The organism is Microbulbifer sp. (genome assembly GCF_051659245.1).
Lineage (GTDB): Bacteria > Pseudomonadota > Gammaproteobacteria > Pseudomonadales > Cellvibrionaceae > Microbulbifer.
In genome coordinates, this window is the sequence record NZ_JBOFOC010000075.1 from 26,489 (window position 1) to 46,504 (window position 20,016).

Sequence of the window (20,016 nt, forward strand, 5' to 3'; positions counted from 1 at the left end):
TAATCTTACTTCCGATATAAGCAGAAAGGCTGTGGTTGTCCCCCAGCTGTAGAACCGGCCTCCGGAGAGGAACAATTAATGAGTATTTTTTCCCATTCCGCCTATGACAAGCACGAACAAGTGGCTTTCTATCAGGACGCCAAAAGCGGACTGAAGGCGATTATCGCGGTGCACAACACCAATCTGGGACCCTCACTGGGCGGCTGTCGCATGTGGCCCTACGCCGACGACGGCGAGGCGCTGAACGACGTGTTGCGCCTGTCCCGCGGCATGACCTACAAGTCCGCCATGGCCGGACTAAAGTTGGGCGGCGGCAAGTCGGTGATTATAGGCGATCCGCGCAAGGACAAGTCCCCGGAGCTGCTGCGCGCCATGGGGGATTTTATCAATACCCTGGGCGGGCGCTACATTACCGCGGAGGATTCCGGCACCAGTGTGGCGGATATGGAGATTATCGGCGAGCGCTCCCGCTATGTATCCGGCGTGGTTCACGGTTCCGAGCACGGCGGCGATCCTTCCCCCTCCACCGCCTACGGCGTGTTCGTAGGCCTGAAGGCGGCGGCGGAGCACCGCTGGGGCCGCACCGATCTGAACGGCCTGAAAGTGTCCCTGCAGGGTGTGGGCAATGTGGGTTTCCGCCTGGCCCGGCTGCTGAAAGAAGCGGGGGCCGAACTCTATATCACCGATATCTTCCAGGACAATATCGATCGCGCAGTCGATGAGCTGGGTGCCACGGCGGTGGGCGCCGACGAGATCTTCGACCTGGACGCGGACCTTTTCGCCCCCTGCGCCCTGGGTGCGGTGCTCAACGATGACACCATCGCCCGCCTGAAGGTGGGCGCCATCGCCGGCGCAGCCAACAACCAGCTGGCGGAGGAGCGCCACGCGGAAGTACTGCGCGACAGGGGCGTGCTCTACGCCCCGGACTATGTGATCAACGCCGGCGGCATCATCGATGTCTACTTCCAGCAGCAGGGCAGTTACGACCCGGCGCAGGTGCAGGAGCATATCGAGACCATCGGCACCACCCTGCAGGAGGTCTTCCAGCGCGCCGAAGAGAGCGGCGAGACCACCGCCCATGTGGCAGACCGGGTGGCGGAGGAGCGCTTCGGACACGAGGACGCAGTAAAAAAAACTGACTCAGAAGCTGCCTAAATTTTAAGCGGGCCGATTTGAGCCGGGCCTGCCATCGATTTCGTTGTTAGCTTCTCTCTGTGGAGGTATTTATTGGGCGCTTCGGCGCCCATTTTTTTGTTCGGACAAGGTCTTGGCCCTTGCCAATAGCCGCTTTTCTCCCACGCAAATAGATCGATTCCAAATAGATATCCCGGCTTAATATTTCCAGCGCCCCTGCGGCAAATCAGACCTGTGGATTCCCTTGGGCTTTGTCACTGCCGACTCTAGAGTATGCGGGACATTCCCAGTCGCACTGTGAGGTGAACGATGAATCTCTGGAAATCGACGATTGGTGGTATGGCTCTGGCAGCTTTGGTAACAGCGGTACCAACGCAAGTGCTGGCACATGACCACTTCGAGCGTATCCATGAACACATGGAAAAGTGGGAGGAAAAGCTCGACCTGAAAAAAGAGCAGAAGGATGAGCTGAAAGCCCTGCGCGATGCCATGAAGGCGGAGCGCAAGACGCTCAAGGAACAGAACCGGGCTCTGTACAAACAGGTCAAGGAGGCCATAAAGTCCGGCGCGGACCAGGGCACCCTGGATAACCTGGGGGCACAGCTGGGCAAGGTGCAGGTTGCCAAGATGCAGCTGATGGACAAACACTTCAAGGGCTTTGAAAAAGTTCTCAACGAGGAACAGAAAGCCAAGTTCGAGGCGATGAAAGCCGAGAAGAAAAAGCGCTGGGAGGAGAAGCACAAAGACATGGATGACGATGATTAGGAATGACCGGAGCGGCACAGGGAGGTGCGGCTGACGGGCAGTGTTCCGGCCGGGGCCAGCCCCCGGATACCCTTTGCGCTAGGGGGCAGGGTGTCATCGCGAGGCGCAACATGGACTGGGTGCGGGACCTGGGCACCAACCTCCGGGTACTGCCCCGGGGGATCGAACGCACCGGTATCGACGGCGGTTCCAACCCGCCGGGGGGACCGTGCACCTGGCCCTGGACGACGCCACCGGGGATTCCGCACCCTTCACCTTCCCGTCCATCTGAGGCGCCGATCCTCAACCGCGGTCCCGGGCCACCTCGCCCCCTGCGGTCCCATTGATACCCGCCAGTCAATGTCGGCGAGTGCCCGCTGGAAACCAAAAGGGCCCGAAATGAGTCTATAGTGCTTTCATTCCGACAGGTACTTCATTGCCCGGCGCCACTGGGCCGAATGCGAAGAACCAGAACATAGCGAGACAGATAAGCGATATGCCCAGACTTTTCCCCATCTTGATGATTGTCGTCCTGGCGCTCGGCGCCTGCGGGGAGCGCGACGAACCCCCGCGCGCCCTGACCGTGGATCGGGAGGCCGCGGCCAGCAGCAAGGCGGCGGCGGCCGATAACGCCGCTTATATTGAGCCGCCGGAACTTGAGATTCCCTTCCACAAGGAAACCCTCGACAACGGCCTGACGGTGATCGTGCACGAAGACCACAAGGTGCCGGTAGTGGCGGTCAATGTCTGGTACAAGGTGGGGTCCAAGGACGAAAAGCCGGGCAAGACCGGTTTTGCGCACCTGTTCGAACACCTGATGTTCAACGGTTCGGAAAATTTTCCCGGCGAATATTTCGAGCCCTTCCAGCGCTCCGGCGCCACCGATATGAACGGCACTACCAATAACGACCGTACCAATTACTTTGAAACCGTGCCGGTGGGGGCGCTGGATATGGCGCTGTGGATGGAGTCCGACCGCATGGGGCACTTCAGCGGCGCCATCAGCCAGGAAAAGCTCGACGAACAGCGCGGGGTGGTGAAAAACGAAAAGCGCCAGGGGGAGAACGCCCCCTACGGCAAGGCATTCGACACCATCGCCGAGAGTACCTTTCCCCCCTTCCATCCCTATTCGTGGACCCCTATCGGCTCCATGGAGGACCTGGACCAGGCCAGCCTGGAAGATGTGAAGCAGTGGTTCGCCGACTACTACCAGCCCGCCAACGCCATCCTGGTGATCGCCGGCGATATCACCGTGGATCAGGCCATGGCCAAGGCGCGACAGTATTTCGGTGCTATTCCCAGCACCTCGGTGCCGCCGCGGTTGAAAAACTGGGAACTGCCCGTGCAGCCCAACAAGCGCGAAATCCTGTTCGACCAGGTGCCGCAGGCCCGTATCTACAAAGTGTGGAACGTACCGGCCATCGGCAGCAAGGAAGAGGATGCCCTGGACCTGCTCGCCTCCCTGCTGGCCAACCGCAAGAATTCACTGCTCTACCGCCGCCTGGTGCGCGACGAACAGGTGGCCACCAATGTGAGTTCCTTTTATTACGGGCGGCAGCTCGCGGGCCAGCTGATCGTGGTGGTGGACGTAAAACCCGGGCAGCCGCTGGAAAAGGTCGAGGAACTGTTGAACGAGGAGCTGCGGGTATTCGCGCAAAAAGGGGTGAACGTGGAGGAGCTGCGTCGTATCAAGCAGAGTGAATTTGCCGAACTGGTCAAAGGCCTGGAAAAAAATGGTGGCTTTGGCGGCAAGAGCGACATCCTGGCTCGCTCGGAATTCTATTACGGGGATCCCGCCGCCCTGATCGACGGATTGCAAGAATATGCCGAGGTCTCGGCCGCCGAAGTGCAGGAAGTTGCCAATCGCTGGCTGAAAGCCGACAGCTACACGTTGATCATCAAGCCCAAGCCGGAGTACTCGTCCACTTCGCAGGAGGTGGACCGCTCCAAACTGCCGGCGGTGGACAAAACCGTGGAGCTGGAGCTGCCGCAACAACAGGCGTTCACTCTCGACAACGGCCTCAAAGTGGTGTTGGCGGAGCGCCATGATACCCCGGCGGTGTTCATGAACCTCCAGTTCCGCAGCGGCGCCGCCGTGGACGGCGACAAGCCGGGACTGGCCTCCATTGCCGCACGCATGCTGAGCGAGGGCGCCGGCGATTACGACAGCCTGCAGTTCAGCGCCCGGGAGGAGGAACTGGGCGCGAATATTTCCGCCGGCAGCGGGCTGGACTACAACAGCATCAGCCTCTCCGCGCTGAAGAACCAACTGGAGCCCTCCCTTGATTTGCTGGCGGACGTGGTCACCAAGCCGCTCTTTGCCGAGGAGGACTTGGTCCGGGTGAAGTCCAACCGCCTCGACGCCATCGCCCAGGAAAAGGCGCAGCCCCAGGGGCTGGCTATGCGCACGCTGCCGCCGCTGCTGTTCGGCGAGCAGCATCCCTACGGCTCGCCGTTGACTGGCTCTGGCACTGTGGAAGGGGTCGAGGCCATCGGCCGCGATGATCTGGTGGCATTTCACGAAACCTGGGTGCGCCCGGACAGCGCCACCCTGACCGTGGTGGGGGACGTGACCCGGAAGGAGCTCGAGCCCATGCTCAACAAAGCCTTCTCCGGTTGGAAGGCGCCGCGGAAAGCGCTGCCGGAAGTGAATATTTCAGCCGTGGATCGGCCGCAAAAGGCGAGGGTTTACCTGCTGGACCGCCCGGGGGCCCAGCAGAGCTACATAATGGCCGGCCTGGTGATGCCCCCCTGGCGGCCTGAAGGTGCCGAGGCCTTCGACGCCATGGCCGATATTATCGCCGGCAAGTTCACATCGCGGGTGAATATGAACCTGCGCGAAGACAAAAACTGGTCCTACGGCGCCCGTGCGGTGTCCCTGGATACTGTGGGCCAGCGTCCCTACATCCTCTTCGCTCCGGTACAGACCGACAAAACCGCTCCGGCAATGCGGGAGCTGCTCAAGGAGTATCGCGATTTCCTGGGTGACCAGCCGGTGCGCGAGAATGAGCTGGCGGACTATCGCGATGACGAAGTGCTCAAGCAGAGCGCCCGCTACCAGACCAAGGGGCAGCTGCTGTCCGGTATCTCCTGGCTGGTGGAAAAGGGCCTGCCGCCGGAGTATCTCGCCGAATATCCGCAGCGGGTGGCGTCGCTCACCCAGCCGCAGGTGGAAGCGGCAGCCCGGGAATTCCTCGCCCCGGACCAGTTTACCTGGGTGGTGGTGGGGGACCTGGACAAGATCCGGGAAGAGGTGGAGGCGCTGGATATCGGTCCGGTTACAGTGATTGGTGAGCAGTAGCGATTGCCCAGGGACGAACACAAAGTTCGTCCCTATGCACTTTTTCATAGATTTTCATCGAGGCTTCCTCTCAGCTCCGCAGATGGGTTAGATTGTGCATCGTTTATAGATGGACGATGCAGGCGGGAAAATGACAACAAGTACCAATTCGACAAACCTTCGCGCGGCCGGCATCCTGCTGGCTCTGTGTGCCGGGCTCTTTGCCACCCAGGCTGTGGCGGAGACGCTGGCGATTTACGCGGGGCAGCTGTTCGACAGCGAAAGCGGCAAGCTGCTGCAAAAGCGCACCATCCATGTGGAGGACGGGCGCATCGCGTCGGTGCAGAAAGGCTTCGCCAAGCGCGACCGCGAAAAACTGGTGGATTTGCGGGAATACACGGTGCTGCCGGGCCTGATGGATATGCACACACACCTGGCATTCGAGTTCGGTCCGCGCACTTATATGGAGACCTTCACCTGGAATCCGGCGGACTACACCCTGCGCGCTGTGGACACCGCCGGGCGCACCCTGCGCGCCGGCTTTACCACGGTGCGGGATCTGGGTGACAGCGGCAATGTAACCGTGAGCCTGCGCAAAGCCATTGAGAAGGGCACCATCGAGGGACCGCGTATCTTTACCGCGGGCAAATCCATCGCCACCACTGGAGGCCACGCCGATCCCACCAACGGCCATCGCCACAGCCTGATGGGCAGCCCCGGTCCCGCGGAAGGGGTTGTAAACGGCCCGGCCAGTGCCCGCGAAGCGGTGCGCCAGCGCTACAAGGACGGGGCCGACCTGATCAAGATCACCGCCACCGGCGGCGTGCTGAGTGTGGCCAAGAGCGGTCAGAACCCCCAGTTTATGGATGATGAACTGGAGGCGATCGTGGCCACCGCCAGGGATTATGGCTTTACCGTGGCGGTGCACGCCCACGGCAAGGAGGGCATGGAGCGGGCGATTCGCGCCGGTGTGGATTCCATCGAGCACGGCACCTATATGGACGAGGAAACCATGAACCTGATGAAGCGCCACAATACCTGGTACGTACCCACCCTGCTGGCGGGGGACTGGGTGGCCCAAAAGGCGGCCATCGAAGGTTTCTTTCCGGACCTGGTACGCCCCAAGGCGGCGAGAATCGGCCCGCTGATCCAGGAGACCTTTGCCGAGGCGCACAGGCGCGGCGTGAAGATTGCCTTCGGCACCGATTCCGGTGTGAGCCGCCACGGCGACAACGCGCAGGAATTCGCACTGATGGTGCAGGGCGGCATGTCCCCCGCCGATGCCATCCGCAGCGCCACCTGGAACGCGGCTCAGTTGCTCAAGGCCCAGGATGAGCTGGGCAGCATCAGCGAGGGCAAGAAGGCGGATATCATCGCCGTGGCCGGCAACCCGCTGGAGGACATCACCGAGTTGCAGCGGGTGCAGTTTGTGATGAAAGACGGGCGGATATTCAAGAATCAATCATCGGTGAACAATGACCAATTGTCCGTGACCCCGTCGGCCGCGCATTGATCATCGCTCACCGGTCACTGAATTTATTTCCCCAGTTCGAACATCAGGTCCAGGTTCACTGACAGGGTGGTTTCCCCCGGCGCTACCGGCGTGGCGGTGTCGGCTTTGGCGGTGGCCATTTCCATACGCATCATCGGGCGGGGCGGGCCGGCGCTGCCGTTTTCGGAGATGCTCAGGATGCGGCGCACCTTCATGCCCAGAGCGTCGGCGTAGGTCTCGGCGCGGGCCTGGGCCTGTTTGAGCGCCTTGCGGCGGGCCTCGTCGTACACTGCCTCCGGCTCTCCGATTTCGAAGCTGGGGCCGTTAATCTGATTGGCGCCCTCGGCGGCCATGGCGTCCAGTACCTTGCCCAGGCGATCTATATCGCGCACCTTGATATTGACCGTGTTGCTGGCCCGGTAGCCGGTGATCTCGGGCTTCCTGTTCTGGTGGTATTGGTAGCGCGGTGAGAGGCTGATGCCACTGGTCTGCACATCCTTGTCGGCGATGCCCGCCTGTTTGATTGCGGCCATCAGTTTGTCCATCTGCTCGGCGTTCTGGCGCAACGCCTTATTGCTGTCCTTGTCTTCGGTCACCACACCGGCGGAAATATCGGCCACGTCCGGCGCGCGGCTGGCTTCCGCGCGGGAGGAGACGGACAGCAGTACGCCATCCTTGCCGATATCGAAATTGTCGGCCGCTGCAGCGGTGGTTGAGACAAACAGAGCGAAAATTGCGATCAACAGAGTGTTTAACTTCATAGGGATTTCCTTTTGATCAGGTGAGATGCGAATGGCACTTACTTAAGCGGTTTCCGGCTCCCGTAGGGCGGATAAGCGAAGCGCATCCGCCGCCTCAGGCCTTGTAACTGGTGGATGCGCTTCGCTTATCCACCCTACAAATAAGGCCATTTGCGCTTAAGTCAGTGCCATTCAGGTGAGATGCGATTTTCCGTATAAACCCTTTAAGAGACAAACACCCGCCGGTAAGTTTCCCCTTCCGGATGATAAATGGCAAAGCCCAGGCGCAGCAGCTGTTTGCGCCGGTCGCAGAGTACGCGGCGGGACAACAGTTCTTCCTGCAGTTGCTCCGATCGCCCGCTGTCGCCGCAGTCGAAGGTAAAGAAATGGCCGTGGCCGTTTTCCAGGTCGTGGTGGATCAAATTCTCCCGGTTCAGCAACGGGTGTCCGGCGCTGTCCATGGTGTCGAGGAAGCGCTGCTGGGCGGCCAGTACATAGCGGTGGATCTTTTCCACGGTAATACCCTCGCGTTCGAACAACTGGAATATCGCCAGGCCCTTGTAAAGGGTGGAGTAGTCCATGGTGGCGCCGGCAAAGCGCAGCCAGTTGTCCGCGTAGGCCACGCGCTCCGCGCGGTTCTCCAGCTCCGCGAGCTCGGCGAACCAGCCGGTATTGAGCGGGCGCAGGCTACAATTGGCGGGAATGCTCATGAAACAGAGCCCCTCGCCGGCGCCCAGGTATTTGTAGGAGCCGGCGGTGTAGAACACCTTGTCGGCCACTGCGGCGAGGTCGGTGGGGCGGGCGAAGAAGGCGTGGTAACCGTCGATTGTGAACTCGGTTCGTTCGGGTTTGCGCGCGGCGATCTCCAGCAACCGCGGGAACGCCACGCCGGAGTCGAAAAAAACCTGGCTGGCGTAGGCCAGTTGATAGTCGCCGCCGTGCAGTTCCTCCTCGAAGCGCTGCGCCAGGGTGGCGTAGGGCTCCTTGGGAATGCGCGTGACCCGGACGTTCGGTTCCTCTTCCAGCCGCTGCAGCTGGCGGGCAAAGCTGTAGAATTCGCCATCCGTGGTGAGAATGCGCAGCGGCTGGTGCAGGTCGAAGGCGCTGAGCAGGCGGTACACCAGCTCGTGGGTGTTGGGAGCAATGGCGATACGTTCCGGTGCCGGCAGCCCGAGGACGCGGGCGACGTCCCGCTGCCATGCGGGGATTTTCTCTTCGAAGAGAGAGCCCCATTTGTTGTCGGCCAGGGCCGCCGCGTCGCGCCAGTATTGCTGCACCGCTTCCAGGGTTACGTCGGGCCAGTAGTGGTGGGAGTGGCATGCCATATGCAGCGCAGGTTCCCCGCGATTGGGAGCCTGCAGGAATTGTCGATAATATTTTTGATACATTTCGCGCTGGTATCCACGTTGATATGCTTTTATTTTGTCCCGCGATTGTAGTCGCAGAGAAGGAGGAGTTGCAGTGGAATATTTACACACAATGGTACGGGTATCGGACCTGGAGGAATCGCTGAAGTTTTATTGCGAAAAGCTGGGGCTGCAGCAGATCAGCCGCAGCGATCATGACAAAGGACGCTTCAGCCTGATTTTTCTCGCCGCCCCCGGGGATGCGGACAGCGCCCGCGAAAACAAGAGCCCCTGCCTGGAATTGACCTACAACTGGGACCCGGAGACCTATACTGGCGGGCGCAACTTCGGCCACCTGGCCTACCGGGTGGATAATATCTATGCAACCTGCCAGCGGCTGATGGACAGCGGCGTCACCATCAACCGGCCGCCCCGCGATGGCCATATGGCCTTCGTGCGCTCGCCGGACGGCATCTCCATCGAGCTGCTGCAAAAGGGCGAGCCCCTGGAGCCGCAGGAGCCCTGGGCTTCGATGGAGAACACCGGCGAGTGGTGAGTGGTCGGCACGATGGATAGCGGCGAACCCGGTGTTCGCCCGAAGAGGTTTGTTCAGAGGATAGAAGTGAAAAAATCATCCTGCGTGTTGCTGGCCGGTGCCACCGCGGCCAAACGTATTCGCGAGGAGGGGCTCCGCCAGGAGCAGTTCTCCACTTTGGTGGGCGCCTCCGGCGGGCCCAAGTGGCTGGTCATCAGTCAGCTGGACCGGGTGCTGATGGGCGAGTTCTTCCGGGACCGCCGCGACCCCATCGTCAGTCTGGGCTCCTCCATCGGCAGTTTCCGCAATATGTGTTACGCGATGGAGGGTTCCGTGGGCGCCCTGGGGCGGCTGGAGTACGGCTATATCCACCAGACTTATGCCGCGGCCAGGCCCGCGCCGGCAGACATCACCGCCACCGGGGAGCGGATACTGCGCGAAGTACTGGGCGATGAGGGCGCCCGCCAGGTGGCGGAGAATCCGGTCTGGCAAAGCCATTTCGTTGCCGTTCGCGGCCGCGGCCCTCTGGCCAGCGAACGGCGGGCGCTGCTGGCGCCGGCGCTGCTGGCCTCGGCACTGGCCAACGCGGTGTCGCGGCGCGCCCTGAGTGCCTTCTGGGACCGGGTGGTATTCCACTCCGGGGAGAGCGCCGGGGTGCGTTTCCAGCATTTGCGCACCATCGACACGCCGCTGTCGGCGGAGAATGTGTGTGCGGCGGTGCTGGCCAGCGGTTCCATCCCCCTGGTGATGACGGGGGTGCAGAACCCGCTGGGCGCGCCGCTGGGCAATTACCGCGACGGCGGTATCACCGATTACCATTTCGACCTGCGTTTCGAGCACCCGCAGGGGTTGGCGTTGTATCCGCACTTCTTTCCCTATATGGTGCCCGGTTGGTTCGACAAGCGTTTTGCCTGGCGCTGGGTGCGGGGCGGGGTCATGCAGAACACCCTGCTGGTGGCGCCGTCGCCGGCGTTTGTCGCCGCCGAGCTGCCCCATGGCAGAATTCCCGACCGCGACGATTTCTACAAGCTCAGCGAGACGGAGCGGGTGGGCTACTGGACCGCGGTGGTGGAAGCCAGCAAGCGGGTGGCGGACGACTTTTACGAGCTGTGGCAAACCGGCGCCATAGCGGACCAGATGGTCGAAGTGGGTGTCGACGATATGCCGCATAAATTGACCAGGATCACGGCTGCATGAGCGAACAGCAGGAATTCAGTGCCCCCCAGGAGGAGTACCGCACCACCCAGGAGCGGGTCTACTACCAGGTGCGCGACGCCATCCTGCGAGGCAAATTCCTGCCCGGCCATTCGATCACCATTCGCGGCCTGGCCGCAGAGCTGGACTGCAGTCCGATGCCGGTGCGCGAGGCGCTGCGCCGGCTCACCTCTGAGCGCGCCCTGGAGCTCTCCGACACCCGGCGGGTGACCGTGCCCAGCATGACTCCGGAGAAACTCGCCGAGATATGTGCGGCGCGGGTGGCGCTGGAGTGCCAGGCGGCAGAGCAGGCGCTGCCGTTCGTGGGCCCGGAGGAGTTGGAGCAACTGCGCCGGCTGGACGAGCGGGTCACCGCGGCGCTGGAGGAGGGGGACATACAGGAGTATGTCACCGCCAACCTGGAGTTCCACTTCACCCTCTACCGCCTGGGGCGGCCGCACATCATCCTGTCGCTGATCGAGAGCCTGTGGCTGCAGACGGCGCCGCTGCAGCACCTGGTATTCCAGCGTTTCGGTGTGCAGGAGCTGCCGGACCGCCACCGGGATCTGCTGGACGCCATCGCCGCCGGTGACGTGCAGCGGGTGCGCACGGCGATTCGCCAGGATATCGAAGAGGGGCTCGGCTCCATTTCCGCGGAAGAGTTGCTGTAGGCCGGTGTTTAACTTTGTTTAACTATGTCCATCTCGCCCTGCATATCCTGGTGCCTGTGGCCATCGCCTGGTTTTTCTTCCGGCCCATCTGGAAGAGGGCGGCGCTGATAATGCTGGCCGCCAACCTGGTGGATCTGGACCACCTGCTGGCAGATCCCATTTATGCCCCCGACCGCTGCAGTATCAACTTCCACCCGCTGCACAGGATGCTGCCCATCTCCCTCTACGGCGCCATGATGTTCCTGCCCTGGCAGCCGGTGCGCCTGCTGGGTATCGGTCTGGTCACTCATATGCTGCTGGATGCGGTGGATTGCGGTTTGTGACCGAGAGAATGCCTTTTTAGCCCGCCTCCGCCTGTTGGCCTGCACGGTGCGGCCCTGCTGGCCCGCTCGGTGGTGGCCCTGCCGGCCTGTTCCGTGGCGGCCCTGCTGCCGGGGGCCTTCGCGTTAAGCTTCAGTATTCTTTTCCCGATTCCCGATTCCCGATTCCCGATTCCCGATTCCCGATTCCCGATTCCCGATTCCCGATTCCCGATTCCCGATTCCCGATTCCCAAATTCCTGTTGCGAAACCGGCTCGCCTCACACTAAAATGTGATCACAAATTCGAGGGCCGGGATCGCTGTCGTCCCGGCCGGCACAGTCGGGAGCGAGATGATGGACAAGAGTCAACTGCAACAGCACGACCGCGAGCACCTGCTGCACCCCTTCACCGATTTCAACGACCTGGGCAGGCAGGGCACCCGGGTGATCACCGGTGCCGAAGGGGCCTATATCACCGATATCGACGGCCACCGGATGCTCGACGGCATGTCCGGCCTCTGGTGCTGCAACCTGGGCTACAGCCGCCGGGAGATCAGCGATGCCATCTATGAACAGCTGAACACGCTGCCCTTCTACAACAGCTTCTTCCAGTGCACCACCATCCCCTCAATCGAGCTGGCGGACGCCCTCGCGGAGGTGAGCCCGGCGCACATGAACAACGTGTTTTTCACCGGCTCCGGCAGCGAGGCCAACGACACCAACCTGCGGATCATCCGCCGCTACTGGGACCTGAAAGAGCAGCCGGAGAAGCGCATCATCATCTCCCGCAAGAATGCCTACCACGGTTCCACCATCGGCGGCGCCAGCCTCGGTGGCATGAATGGCATGCGAAAGCAATTCCAGCCGCTGGACTATATCGAGCATATCCAGCAGCCCTACTGGTTCGGCGAGGGCGGCGACCTGTCCCCGGAGGAGTTCGGCATCCACGCCGCCCGCTGCCTGGACGAGAAAATCCAGGAACTGGGTCCGGAGAATGTGGCGGCGTTTATCGCCGAGCCGATCCAGGGCGCCGGCGGCGTGGTCATCCCGCCGGAAACCTATTGGCCGGAAGTGAAAAGGATACTGGACCAGTACGACATACTGCTGGTGATGGACGAGGTGATCTTCGGCTTCGGCCGCACAGGTGAGTGGTTCGGCGCCGACTACTACGGCATGCAGCCGGACCTGATGACTTTCGCCAAGGCGGTGACCAATGGCTACTTCCCTTTGGGTGGCACCATGGTCGGCGACCGGGTGGCGGAGGTGATCAAGACCAAGGGCGGCGAGTTCACCCACGGCTACACTTATTCCGCGCATCCGGCGGCCTGCATGGCCGGCCTGACGACGATCAATATCCTGCGCAACGAGAAAATCATCGACAATGTGCGCGACAACACCGCCCCCTACCTGGCCAAACGCTGGGCGGAACTGGCGGACCACCCGATCGTGGGCGAGGCGCGCAGCCTGGGCCTGGTAGGCGCCCTGGAACTGGTGAAGGACAAGGCCAGCCGCGCACGCTTCGATGACAAGTGCACCGCCGGCGGTGTCTGCCGCGATATGAGTATCAAGAACGGCCTGGTGATGCGCGCCACCGGCGATACCATGATCATCGCGCCGCCGCTGATTCTTACCACCGAGCAGGTGGATGAACTGGTGGACAAGGCGCACCGGGCGCTGGACGACACTGCGAAGGTGTTGGCGTAATATTCTCGGGACTCGGGACTCGGGACTCGGGACTCGGGACTCGGGACTCGGGACTCCAGCTCCGCCCCGTGTAGGAGCGGCGGGGCGGCCATCCGCCCATGGCCGCGATCGCGACATCCGATACCTGTGGCGATTTACTACGGAGCCCCAAACCAACCGGGCCCCTGGACTCTGGAAAGAATACCGAGGGTGAAGCGAAGGCCCTGCTACCGGGGGCCGTCCGTGAAACGTTTGCCGATAAGGCTGTTGAGCGGACGGTCACCGGCAGCAGGGCCGCCACGGACCCGGTTTACAACCACCCAGGCCCCAACCACCCAAGCCCCGAAACCAAAGGCAATGTATGTCCAAGGAAAAAAAATTCGCGCCGCCTTCGGAAATACTGCAGGAATCCGAAACATTCCTGCGCGAGCACCCCGACCTCAAATGGATCGAGGGCTTCATTTTCGATATCAACGGCATTCCCCGCGGCAAGTGGCTGCCGGCGGACGCGGCCCACAAGCTGTTGAAGGGCGGCCTGCAGATGCCGCGCAGCGCGGTCAGCCTGGATGTGTGGGGGCGGGATATCGAAAACAGTCCACTGGTCTTCGCCAGCGGCGACGCCGATGGCGTCTGTATGCCGGTATCGCCTATTTCCCTGGCGCCCTGGCACCGGGAGGAGACGGCACAGCTGCACATGCAGCTGCGCGAGGCGGATGGCTCCCCGCTCTATGCCGACCCCCGCGCACAACTGCAGCGGGTAGTGGCGCGGCTCAAGGAGCTGGGCTACACCGCGGTGGCGGCCACCGAGCTGGAATTTTATCTTCTGCGGGAGGAAGTGGACCACCTGGCGCGGCCACGCCCGGTGAGCGACAACGACGCCGAACTGGTGCCCTCCACCGACGTGTACGACCTCTCCGAACTGGACGCACAGCGACATTTCTTCGCCGACGTGCGAGCCGCCTGCGGGGCGCAGGGCATTCCCGCGGACTCGATTCTCTCCGAGTGCGCGCCCGGCCAATTCGAGATCAACCTGCTGCACAGCGCCGACCCGGTCAAAGTCGCCGACCAGACACTGCTGTTCAAGCGCCTGCTCAAGGGTGTGGCGCGCAGCCACGGCTATCGTGTGAGCACCATGGCCAAGCCGTTTGGCGACCAGGCGGGCAACGGCATGCACGTGCACCTGAGCCTGCTCGACGAAAACGGCAAAAATGTTTTCGACGATGGCAGCGACGCCGGTTCCGAACTGCTGCGCCAGGCCATTGCCGGCATGCTGGCCACCGCTAACGATTCCATGGCCCTGTTCGCGCCCCATGCCAATTCCTACCGCCGGTTCCAGGAAAGCTCCCACGCGCCGCTGAACCTGTGCTGGGGCTACGACAACCGCACCACCACACTGCGGGTGCCCGCCAGCAGCCCGGACGCGCGGCGTATCGAGCACCGCATTGCCGGCGCCGACGTAAATCCCTACCTGGTGCTGGCCGCGATTCTCGCCGGTGCCTGTTACGGCCTGGAAAATACACTGCAGGCACCGGCGCCGGTAGAGGGCGACGCCTATCAGGTGGAGAGCGAAAAGCTGATCAATACCTGGGGAGCCGCGCTCCAGCGCTTCGAGCACAGCCAACTGTGGCAGCAGTATCTGGACCCCCGGTTCGTAGAGATCTTCGTATTGCTGAAGCGCCAGGAGGTGGCGGAAATCGGCGCCCGCGTCACCGATGTGGAATACCAGAGCTACCTGCACCGCGTGTGACGGAAGACGTCATTTTTCACGCGGGAAAAAGGCCTGGAGCGACAAACCGCCGAGGCCGCCGGCGAAGCTCTGCTATACCTAATGCTAAGCGCACAGTGCGCTTATGACTCTCCTCCTGAAAGTGTGTTCGAGAAACCTGGCCCGCCTTGTGGCGGGCATTTTTTTTGATTTTTCCTGTGGAATTTTCCTTCCTCACCTGGGCGTGGGCTATAAATCCAGCTTCTGACTCCCGGGAGTGCGGTCGCGGGTCGCAGGCCCGCAGAGACCTGGGTCCGCCCCGAATGCCGCTAAGTTAAGGGGGCCGGGCATTTTTGTAGGGTGGATAAGCGAAGCGCATCCACCAGAAGCCGGCTGCTGGAGTGGTGGATGCGCTTCGCTTATCCACCCTACATCGGGCCAATCGCGCTTAACTTAGTGCCATTCGGGTCCGCCCCCGCATCGCGAACAACTTCTCCCTGGCAGTCATTTTAACGAGCGTGTATTCTTCGCCCATCGGCACGGCCGCAGTCATTTCGAATAACAATCCGGGAATGTTATGACCGCCTTGGAGAATTTTGCAGACGGTCCTGGTGCACTGTCGAGACAGTCCACTGGAGCCGTGCCGCCACGGCCGCTCAAAATCTGCCTGCTGGGCTACCGCAGCCATCCCCACTGTGGCGGGCAGGGCGTCTACCTGTATTACCTCAGCAAAGCGTTGGTGGATGCCGGCCACGCAGTGGATGTGATCTCCGGCCAGCCCTATCCGGAACTGGACCCGCGGGTGCGGCTGATCAAAATGCCGGGCCTCAACCTGTTCGAAGAGAAGAATCCCACCCGCGCCCTGCGCCTCCGCCATCTGCTCTCCTGGACGGATTTTTTCGAGTGGTGGAGCAAGCTCAGCGGCGGTTTTGCCGAGCCCTACACCTTTGGCCGGCGCGCGGCCAGGTATCTGCGCAGACACGGCCGCCACTACGACATAGTGCACGACAACCAGTCCCTGTGTTACGGGCTGTTGCAGATCGAGCGGCACGGCCTGCCGGTGGTGGCCACCATTCACCACCCGATTACCCGCGACCGCCAACTGGCCCTGGATGCGGCGCCGGACTGGCGCTACCGCCTGCTGGTGCGCCGCTGGCATAACTTCCTGCGCATGCAGATCCGGGTTTCCCGCCGCCTGCGGCATATCGTGACGGTCTCCGAACAGTCGCAGCGGGATATCGTCGAGCAGTTCGGGGTGGCGCCGGATCAGATCCGGTTGATCTACAACGGTATCGATACGGATATTTTTCGTCCCCAGCCCCAAATCGCGCGCGCGCCTCTGCGCGTCATGACCACCGCTTCCGCCGACCAGCCCCTCAAGGGGCTGCGCTTTCTGCTGCACGCGCTGGCGGCACTGCGGAAAAAGTACCCCGAGCTGGAACTGCTGGTGGTGGGGAGGCTGCAGGAGGGCGGCGCCACGGAGCAACTGTTGAACGAATTGCAGCTGCAAACGGTCGTGCGGTTTGTTTCCGGTATTTCCAGCCAGCAGATGGTGGACTATTACGCGAGCGCCTCGGTGGTGGTGTGCCCTTCGCTCTATGAAGGTTTTGGGCTGCCGGCCGGGGAAGCCATGGCCTGCGGGACGCCGGTGATTTCCAGCGACGGCGGCGCGCTGCCGGAAGTGGTGGGCGATGCGGGCATGGTGGTGCCCGCTGGTGACAGCGGGGCGTTGGCGAAAGCTCTCGACCGCCTGCTCGCCGATGCCTCCCTGCGCGAAACCCTGGGTCGGAAGGGCAGGGAGCGCATCGAACAGCACTTTTCCTGGCGCCTGGCCGCCGAGCATCTGGTGCACTACTACCTGGAAATTCTCGGACGCGAAGTGCCGGGCCGGCACCCGTCCGCGGAATTTCCCCTGAGCAAGGTGCGGAGCAATAATGGCCGCGGTGCGGAGGCCGCCTGATGATCACCGTCGATCCGAAGAGACTCAACCTGCGGCCGGGACAAAGAGTGCTCGACCTCGGCTGTGGCGAGGGGCGCCACGCGATTCATCTGCTGGTTTCCGAACCGGTGGACGTGGTGGGTGTCGACCTGAAATTTGCCGACGTGCAAACCGCACGCGAGCGCGCACAGCCATTTGCAGAAGGCGTCCAGGCACCCGGGCGCCTATTGCTCTGCGCGGCCAACGGCCTGCAGCTGCCGTTTGCCGACAACAGCTTCGATGTGGTGATCTGCTCCGAAGTGCTGGAGCATATCGAGGACTACACCGGGGTCCTGGCGGAAATCGACCGGGTGTTGAAACCCGCGGGACTGTTCGCGGCGAGTGTGCCGGCGTTTTTTCCCGAGTGGGTCTGCTGGCGTTTGAGCGATGAATATCACCAGGTGGAGGGTGGGCATATCCGTATCTTTCGCGAGCGGGAGCTGCGCCGCAGCATCGAGAAGCTGGGGCATCTCTGTTTTGCCCGCCACAAGGCCCACGCGCTGCACGCCCCCTACTGGTGGCTCAAGTGCCTCCTGTGGCGCCGGCCCGAATCCCGGCTGCTGGCCGTCTATCACCGCCTGCTGGTGTGGGACCTGATGCAGAAACCCCGGCTTACGCGGCTGCTGGAGAAACTGCTCGATCCGCTGCTGGGAAAAAGTATCGTCCTGTATTTTGTCAAATCGCCCCAGCCGCCAGTCGGGACATTGCCGGAACAGAAAACTCCGGTATTGGCCGTGGAGTCCGCCGCATGACTGAGTTCGCCACGCCCGCCAAGCCTGTCGCGCAACTCTTTCCGGCGGATTTTTTACGCCGCAGTGCCGACTATATCCTCTCGCAGCAGCAGGCGGACGGCTGCATCCCCTGGTTCCGCGGCGGCCACGCCGACCCCTGGGACCACGTGGAGGCGGCCATGGGGCTGAGTGTGGCCGGCGAGTACGCCGCGGCGGAAAAGGCCTATGCCTGGCTGGCGGAGAGGCAGTTGGCGGACGGCAGCTGGTGGGTGGCCTATAAGGATGGCGGGATACACAATCGCGAGCGGCGCGAAAGCAATTTCGTCGCCTATGTCGCCACCGGCGTCTGGCATCACTACCTGATTACCGGCGACAAAAATTTTCTGCGCGTCTACTGGCCCACCGTGGAGCGGGCGCTGGAATTTGTGCTGGGCCTGCAGACGGAACACGGCGATATCCACTGGGCGGTGGATGCCGGTGGGCAGCCCAAAGAGGATGCGTTGATTACCGGCTGTTCCTCCATCTACAAGAGCCTGGAGTGCGGTATCAATATCGCCCGCAGCCTCGGCTGCGGCCGGCCGCACTGGGAGCGGGGCAGGGAAAAGCTCGGGGAGGCGTTGAGGAAAAAGCCGCAGCGTTTCGACCGCACCTGGGAAAGCAAGGCGCGCTTCTCCATGGACTGGTTTTACCCGGTGCTCGCCGGCGTGTTTTCCGCAGCCGCGGCGCGGACGCGTTTGCAGCACAAATGGGATGAATTTGTGGTGGCGGGATTGGGCTGCCGCTGCGTCAACGACGAGCCCTGGGTTACCGTGGCGGAGTCCTGCGAATTGACCATGGCACTGCTGGCGGCGGGCGAAGCCGGCCGCGCGGCGAAACTCTACCGCGGCCTGCACCGCTGGAGGGACGGAGATGGCGGCTACTGGACCGGCTACGTGTACCGGGACAGCGCCATCTGGCCGGAGGAGAAAACCACCTGGACGGTGGGGGCTATGCTGCTGGCGGCGGATGCGCTCGCCGGCCTGACCCCCGCCAGCGGGTTGTTCACTTCCGTGAAGCTGTTGTCAGATCCGGCGCAGGATACCGAGGGTGTCGACGGTCTCCACCAGCTCGAATTGGGCGGAAGCCAGCGCTAGATTGTAGATCTCGTAGGGCGCCTGGCCGCCGTCGGCGGGGTCCGGAAAGATATCGTGAATCGCCAGGTAGCCGCCCGGCACGATATGGCGCGCCCAGCAGCGGTAGTCGGTCGTCGCCGCCTCCCGCGAATGGCCGCCGTCGATAAATACCAGGCCGAGGGGCGTGTTCCATCGCTTCGCGGCCACCGAAGATGGAGCGACTACCGGAACCACCCAGTCCTCCAGTTGCGCCGCGCGGATATTGGCGCGAAAGCTTCGGAAGCTGTCCATTAACCGGCTGTCTTCGTCGAAGAGTTCCGGGTCGTGGTACTCCTCGCCCGGCTGGTGTTCCTCGGAGCCGCGGTGATGGTCCACCGCGTAGAGCACACCGTCCACCAGTTTGCAGGCGGAGGCCAGGTATACCGTGGATTTTCCGCAGTAGCTGCCCACCTCCAGGCAGGCACCCAGGCCGCAGGCTTCCACGGCCAGGTGGTGTAGCACTTCGCCCTCGCTGGCGGCCAGAAAGCCTTTGACGGTGTGAATATCGATGGGTAGCTCGAGGGACATGAAAATACCACTGGCGCTTTTTCAAGTGCCCGAACAGTAAACCGCCGCCGGCGGAAAAGCAATGCGAAGCCGATGCGCAAAGATCACCGACCCCACTGGCTGAAAAAATGCCAGCTGCGTTTTCGCCGCTGGCGCACCCGCCACTTTCTGCTGCCGCAATTCGATGCCGTCGGCCGGGAGCCGGAAGTCATGCACCCGGCCTCGGTGCAGGTATTCGGTGGTAATATCCGCTTGGGGAATTATCCGCACCTGATCTCCACGCCGGACAACTGCATCCGTCTCACCACGCTCGGCCACCGGGGCGGCGAGGCATGGATCACCATCGGCGACTTTGTGCTGATCTCTCCGGGAGTGCGTATCTCCGCGGCGGAGTCGATTACTATCGGCAACGCCTGCATGATCGCCGCCAATGTGTATATCTCCGACTCCGACTGGCACGGCCTGTACAATCGTACTCGCCCGTTTCGCTGTACCGCCCCGGTGTGTCTCGGCGACAATGTCTGGGTGGGGGACAGCGCGATTGTGTGCAAGGGAGTCAGCATTGGTGACAACTCTGTCGTCGGAGCCGGCAGTGTGGTGACCCGGGATGTGCCGGCCAACACTGTGGTGGCCGGCAACCCCGCCAGGGAGATCAAGCGGATCGAGCCCGGGCGTCGTATGATCACCCGTGAGGCTCTGTTCGCCGATGCCTTTCGCCAGGCGCACAACCTGGACGAACTGGATAAAATGCTACTGGAGGGCAACTCTCTGTGGGGCTGGCTGCGTTCGCTGCTGTTTCCGCGACGGGGGGACTGATAATTTTG

Annotated in this window: 17 protein-coding genes; 14 read left to right on the forward strand and 3 right to left on the reverse strand. The window is 62.4% G+C overall.

Annotated elements, in window-relative coordinates:
- Positions 1 to 78: 78 nt before the first annotated feature.
- The 4 genes from ACRC0P_RS07645 to ACRC0P_RS07660 all read left to right on the forward strand — a co-directional run bounded on the left by ACRC0P_RS07645 (position 79) and on the right by ACRC0P_RS07660 (position 6,671).
- A complete protein-coding gene (locus ACRC0P_RS07645; RefSeq protein WP_438629533.1) occupies positions 79 to 1,155 on the forward strand; it encodes a Glu/Leu/Phe/Val dehydrogenase dimerization domain-containing protein in 1,077 nt (358 codons plus the stop codon).
- Between the two features lie 288 nt (positions 1,156 to 1,443).
- Positions 1,444 to 1,899, forward strand: a complete 456-nt coding sequence (locus ACRC0P_RS07650; RefSeq protein WP_438629535.1) for a Spy/CpxP family protein refolding chaperone — start codon at positions 1,444 to 1,446, stop codon at positions 1,897 to 1,899.
- Between the two features lie 475 nt (positions 1,900 to 2,374).
- Complete coding sequence (locus ACRC0P_RS07655; protein WP_438629537.1) at positions 2,375 to 5,179, forward strand: M16 family metallopeptidase; 2,805 nt, start codon at positions 2,375 to 2,377, stop codon at positions 5,177 to 5,179.
- Between the two features lie 130 nt (positions 5,180 to 5,309).
- Entirely contained in the window at positions 5,310 to 6,671 is a 1,362-nt protein-coding gene (locus ACRC0P_RS07660) for an amidohydrolase family protein (RefSeq protein WP_438629539.1), read from the forward strand.
- 23 nt (positions 6,672 to 6,694) lie between these two features.
- Here ACRC0P_RS07660 and ACRC0P_RS07665 read toward each other — a convergent pair whose 3' ends face one another.
- Both ACRC0P_RS07665 and ACRC0P_RS07670 read right to left on the reverse strand, forming a co-directional pair.
- Positions 6,695 to 7,411, reverse strand: a complete 717-nt coding sequence (locus tag ACRC0P_RS07665) for an SIMPL domain-containing protein (RefSeq protein WP_438629541.1) — start codon at positions 7,409 to 7,411, stop codon at positions 6,695 to 6,697.
- 203 nt (positions 7,412 to 7,614) lie between these two features.
- Positions 7,615 to 8,778, reverse strand: a complete 1,164-nt coding sequence (locus ACRC0P_RS07670) for an aminotransferase class V-fold PLP-dependent enzyme (protein ID WP_438629543.1) — start codon at positions 8,776 to 8,778, stop codon at positions 7,615 to 7,617.
- Positions 8,779 to 8,851: 73 nt separating this feature from the next.
- On the opposite strand from ACRC0P_RS07670, the gene ACRC0P_RS07675 reads away from it, so the two are divergent.
- From ACRC0P_RS07675 to ACRC0P_RS07715, 9 genes are all read left to right on the forward strand, one after another.
- A complete protein-coding gene (locus ACRC0P_RS07675) occupies positions 8,852 to 9,292 on the forward strand; it encodes a VOC family protein (protein WP_438629545.1) in 441 nt (146 codons plus the stop codon).
- A 66-nt stretch (positions 9,293 to 9,358) separates the two neighbouring features.
- Positions 9,359 to 10,468, forward strand: coding sequence for a hypothetical protein (locus tag ACRC0P_RS07680; RefSeq protein ID WP_438629547.1), 1,110 nt, complete (start codon positions 9,359 to 9,361; stop codon positions 10,466 to 10,468).
- A complete protein-coding gene (locus ACRC0P_RS07685; RefSeq protein ID WP_438629549.1) occupies positions 10,465 to 11,136 on the forward strand; it encodes a GntR family transcriptional regulator in 672 nt (223 codons plus the stop codon). The genes ACRC0P_RS07680 and ACRC0P_RS07685 overlap by 4 nt, the downstream gene beginning before the upstream one ends.
- 14 nt (positions 11,137 to 11,150) lie before the next feature.
- Positions 11,151 to 11,459, forward strand: a complete 309-nt coding sequence (locus ACRC0P_RS07690) for a DUF6122 family protein (protein WP_438629551.1) — start codon at positions 11,151 to 11,153, stop codon at positions 11,457 to 11,459.
- 332 nt (positions 11,460 to 11,791) lie between these two features.
- Positions 11,792 to 13,141 carry an aspartate aminotransferase family protein gene (locus tag ACRC0P_RS07695; protein ID WP_438629617.1) on the forward strand — a complete coding sequence of 450 codons (1,350 nt, stop codon included), beginning with the start codon at positions 11,792 to 11,794 and terminating at the stop codon, positions 13,139 to 13,141.
- Between the two features lie 340 nt (positions 13,142 to 13,481).
- Entirely contained in the window at positions 13,482 to 14,867 is a 1,386-nt protein-coding gene (locus ACRC0P_RS07700; RefSeq protein WP_438629553.1) for a glutamine synthetase family protein, read from the forward strand.
- A gap of 535 nt (positions 14,868 to 15,402) precedes the next feature.
- Entirely contained in the window at positions 15,403 to 16,785 is a 1,383-nt protein-coding gene (locus ACRC0P_RS07705) for a glycosyltransferase family 4 protein (RefSeq protein WP_438629555.1), read from the forward strand.
- Entirely contained in the window at positions 16,785 to 17,555 is a 771-nt protein-coding gene (locus ACRC0P_RS07710) for a class I SAM-dependent methyltransferase (protein WP_438629557.1), read from the forward strand. The genes ACRC0P_RS07705 and ACRC0P_RS07710 overlap by 1 nt, the downstream gene beginning before the upstream one ends.
- Positions 17,552 to 18,667, forward strand: a complete 1,116-nt coding sequence (locus ACRC0P_RS07715; protein ID WP_438629559.1) for a prenyltransferase — start codon at positions 17,552 to 17,554, stop codon at positions 18,665 to 18,667. The genes ACRC0P_RS07710 and ACRC0P_RS07715 overlap by 4 nt, the downstream gene beginning before the upstream one ends.
- On the opposite strand, the gene ACRC0P_RS07720 is transcribed toward ACRC0P_RS07715, so the two are convergent.
- Positions 18,596 to 19,213: a class I SAM-dependent methyltransferase gene (locus tag ACRC0P_RS07720; RefSeq protein ID WP_438629561.1), complete on the reverse strand. Its 618-nt coding sequence runs from the start codon at positions 19,211 to 19,213 to the stop codon at positions 18,596 to 18,598. The genes ACRC0P_RS07715 and ACRC0P_RS07720 overlap by 72 nt on opposite strands.
- A 72-nt stretch (positions 19,214 to 19,285) precedes the next feature.
- On the opposite strand from ACRC0P_RS07720, the gene ACRC0P_RS07725 reads away from it, so the two are divergent.
- Positions 19,286 to 20,008: an acyltransferase gene (locus ACRC0P_RS07725; protein WP_438629563.1), complete on the forward strand. Its 723-nt coding sequence runs from the start codon at positions 19,286 to 19,288 to the stop codon at positions 20,006 to 20,008.
- Positions 20,009 to 20,016 lie beyond the last annotated feature (8 nt).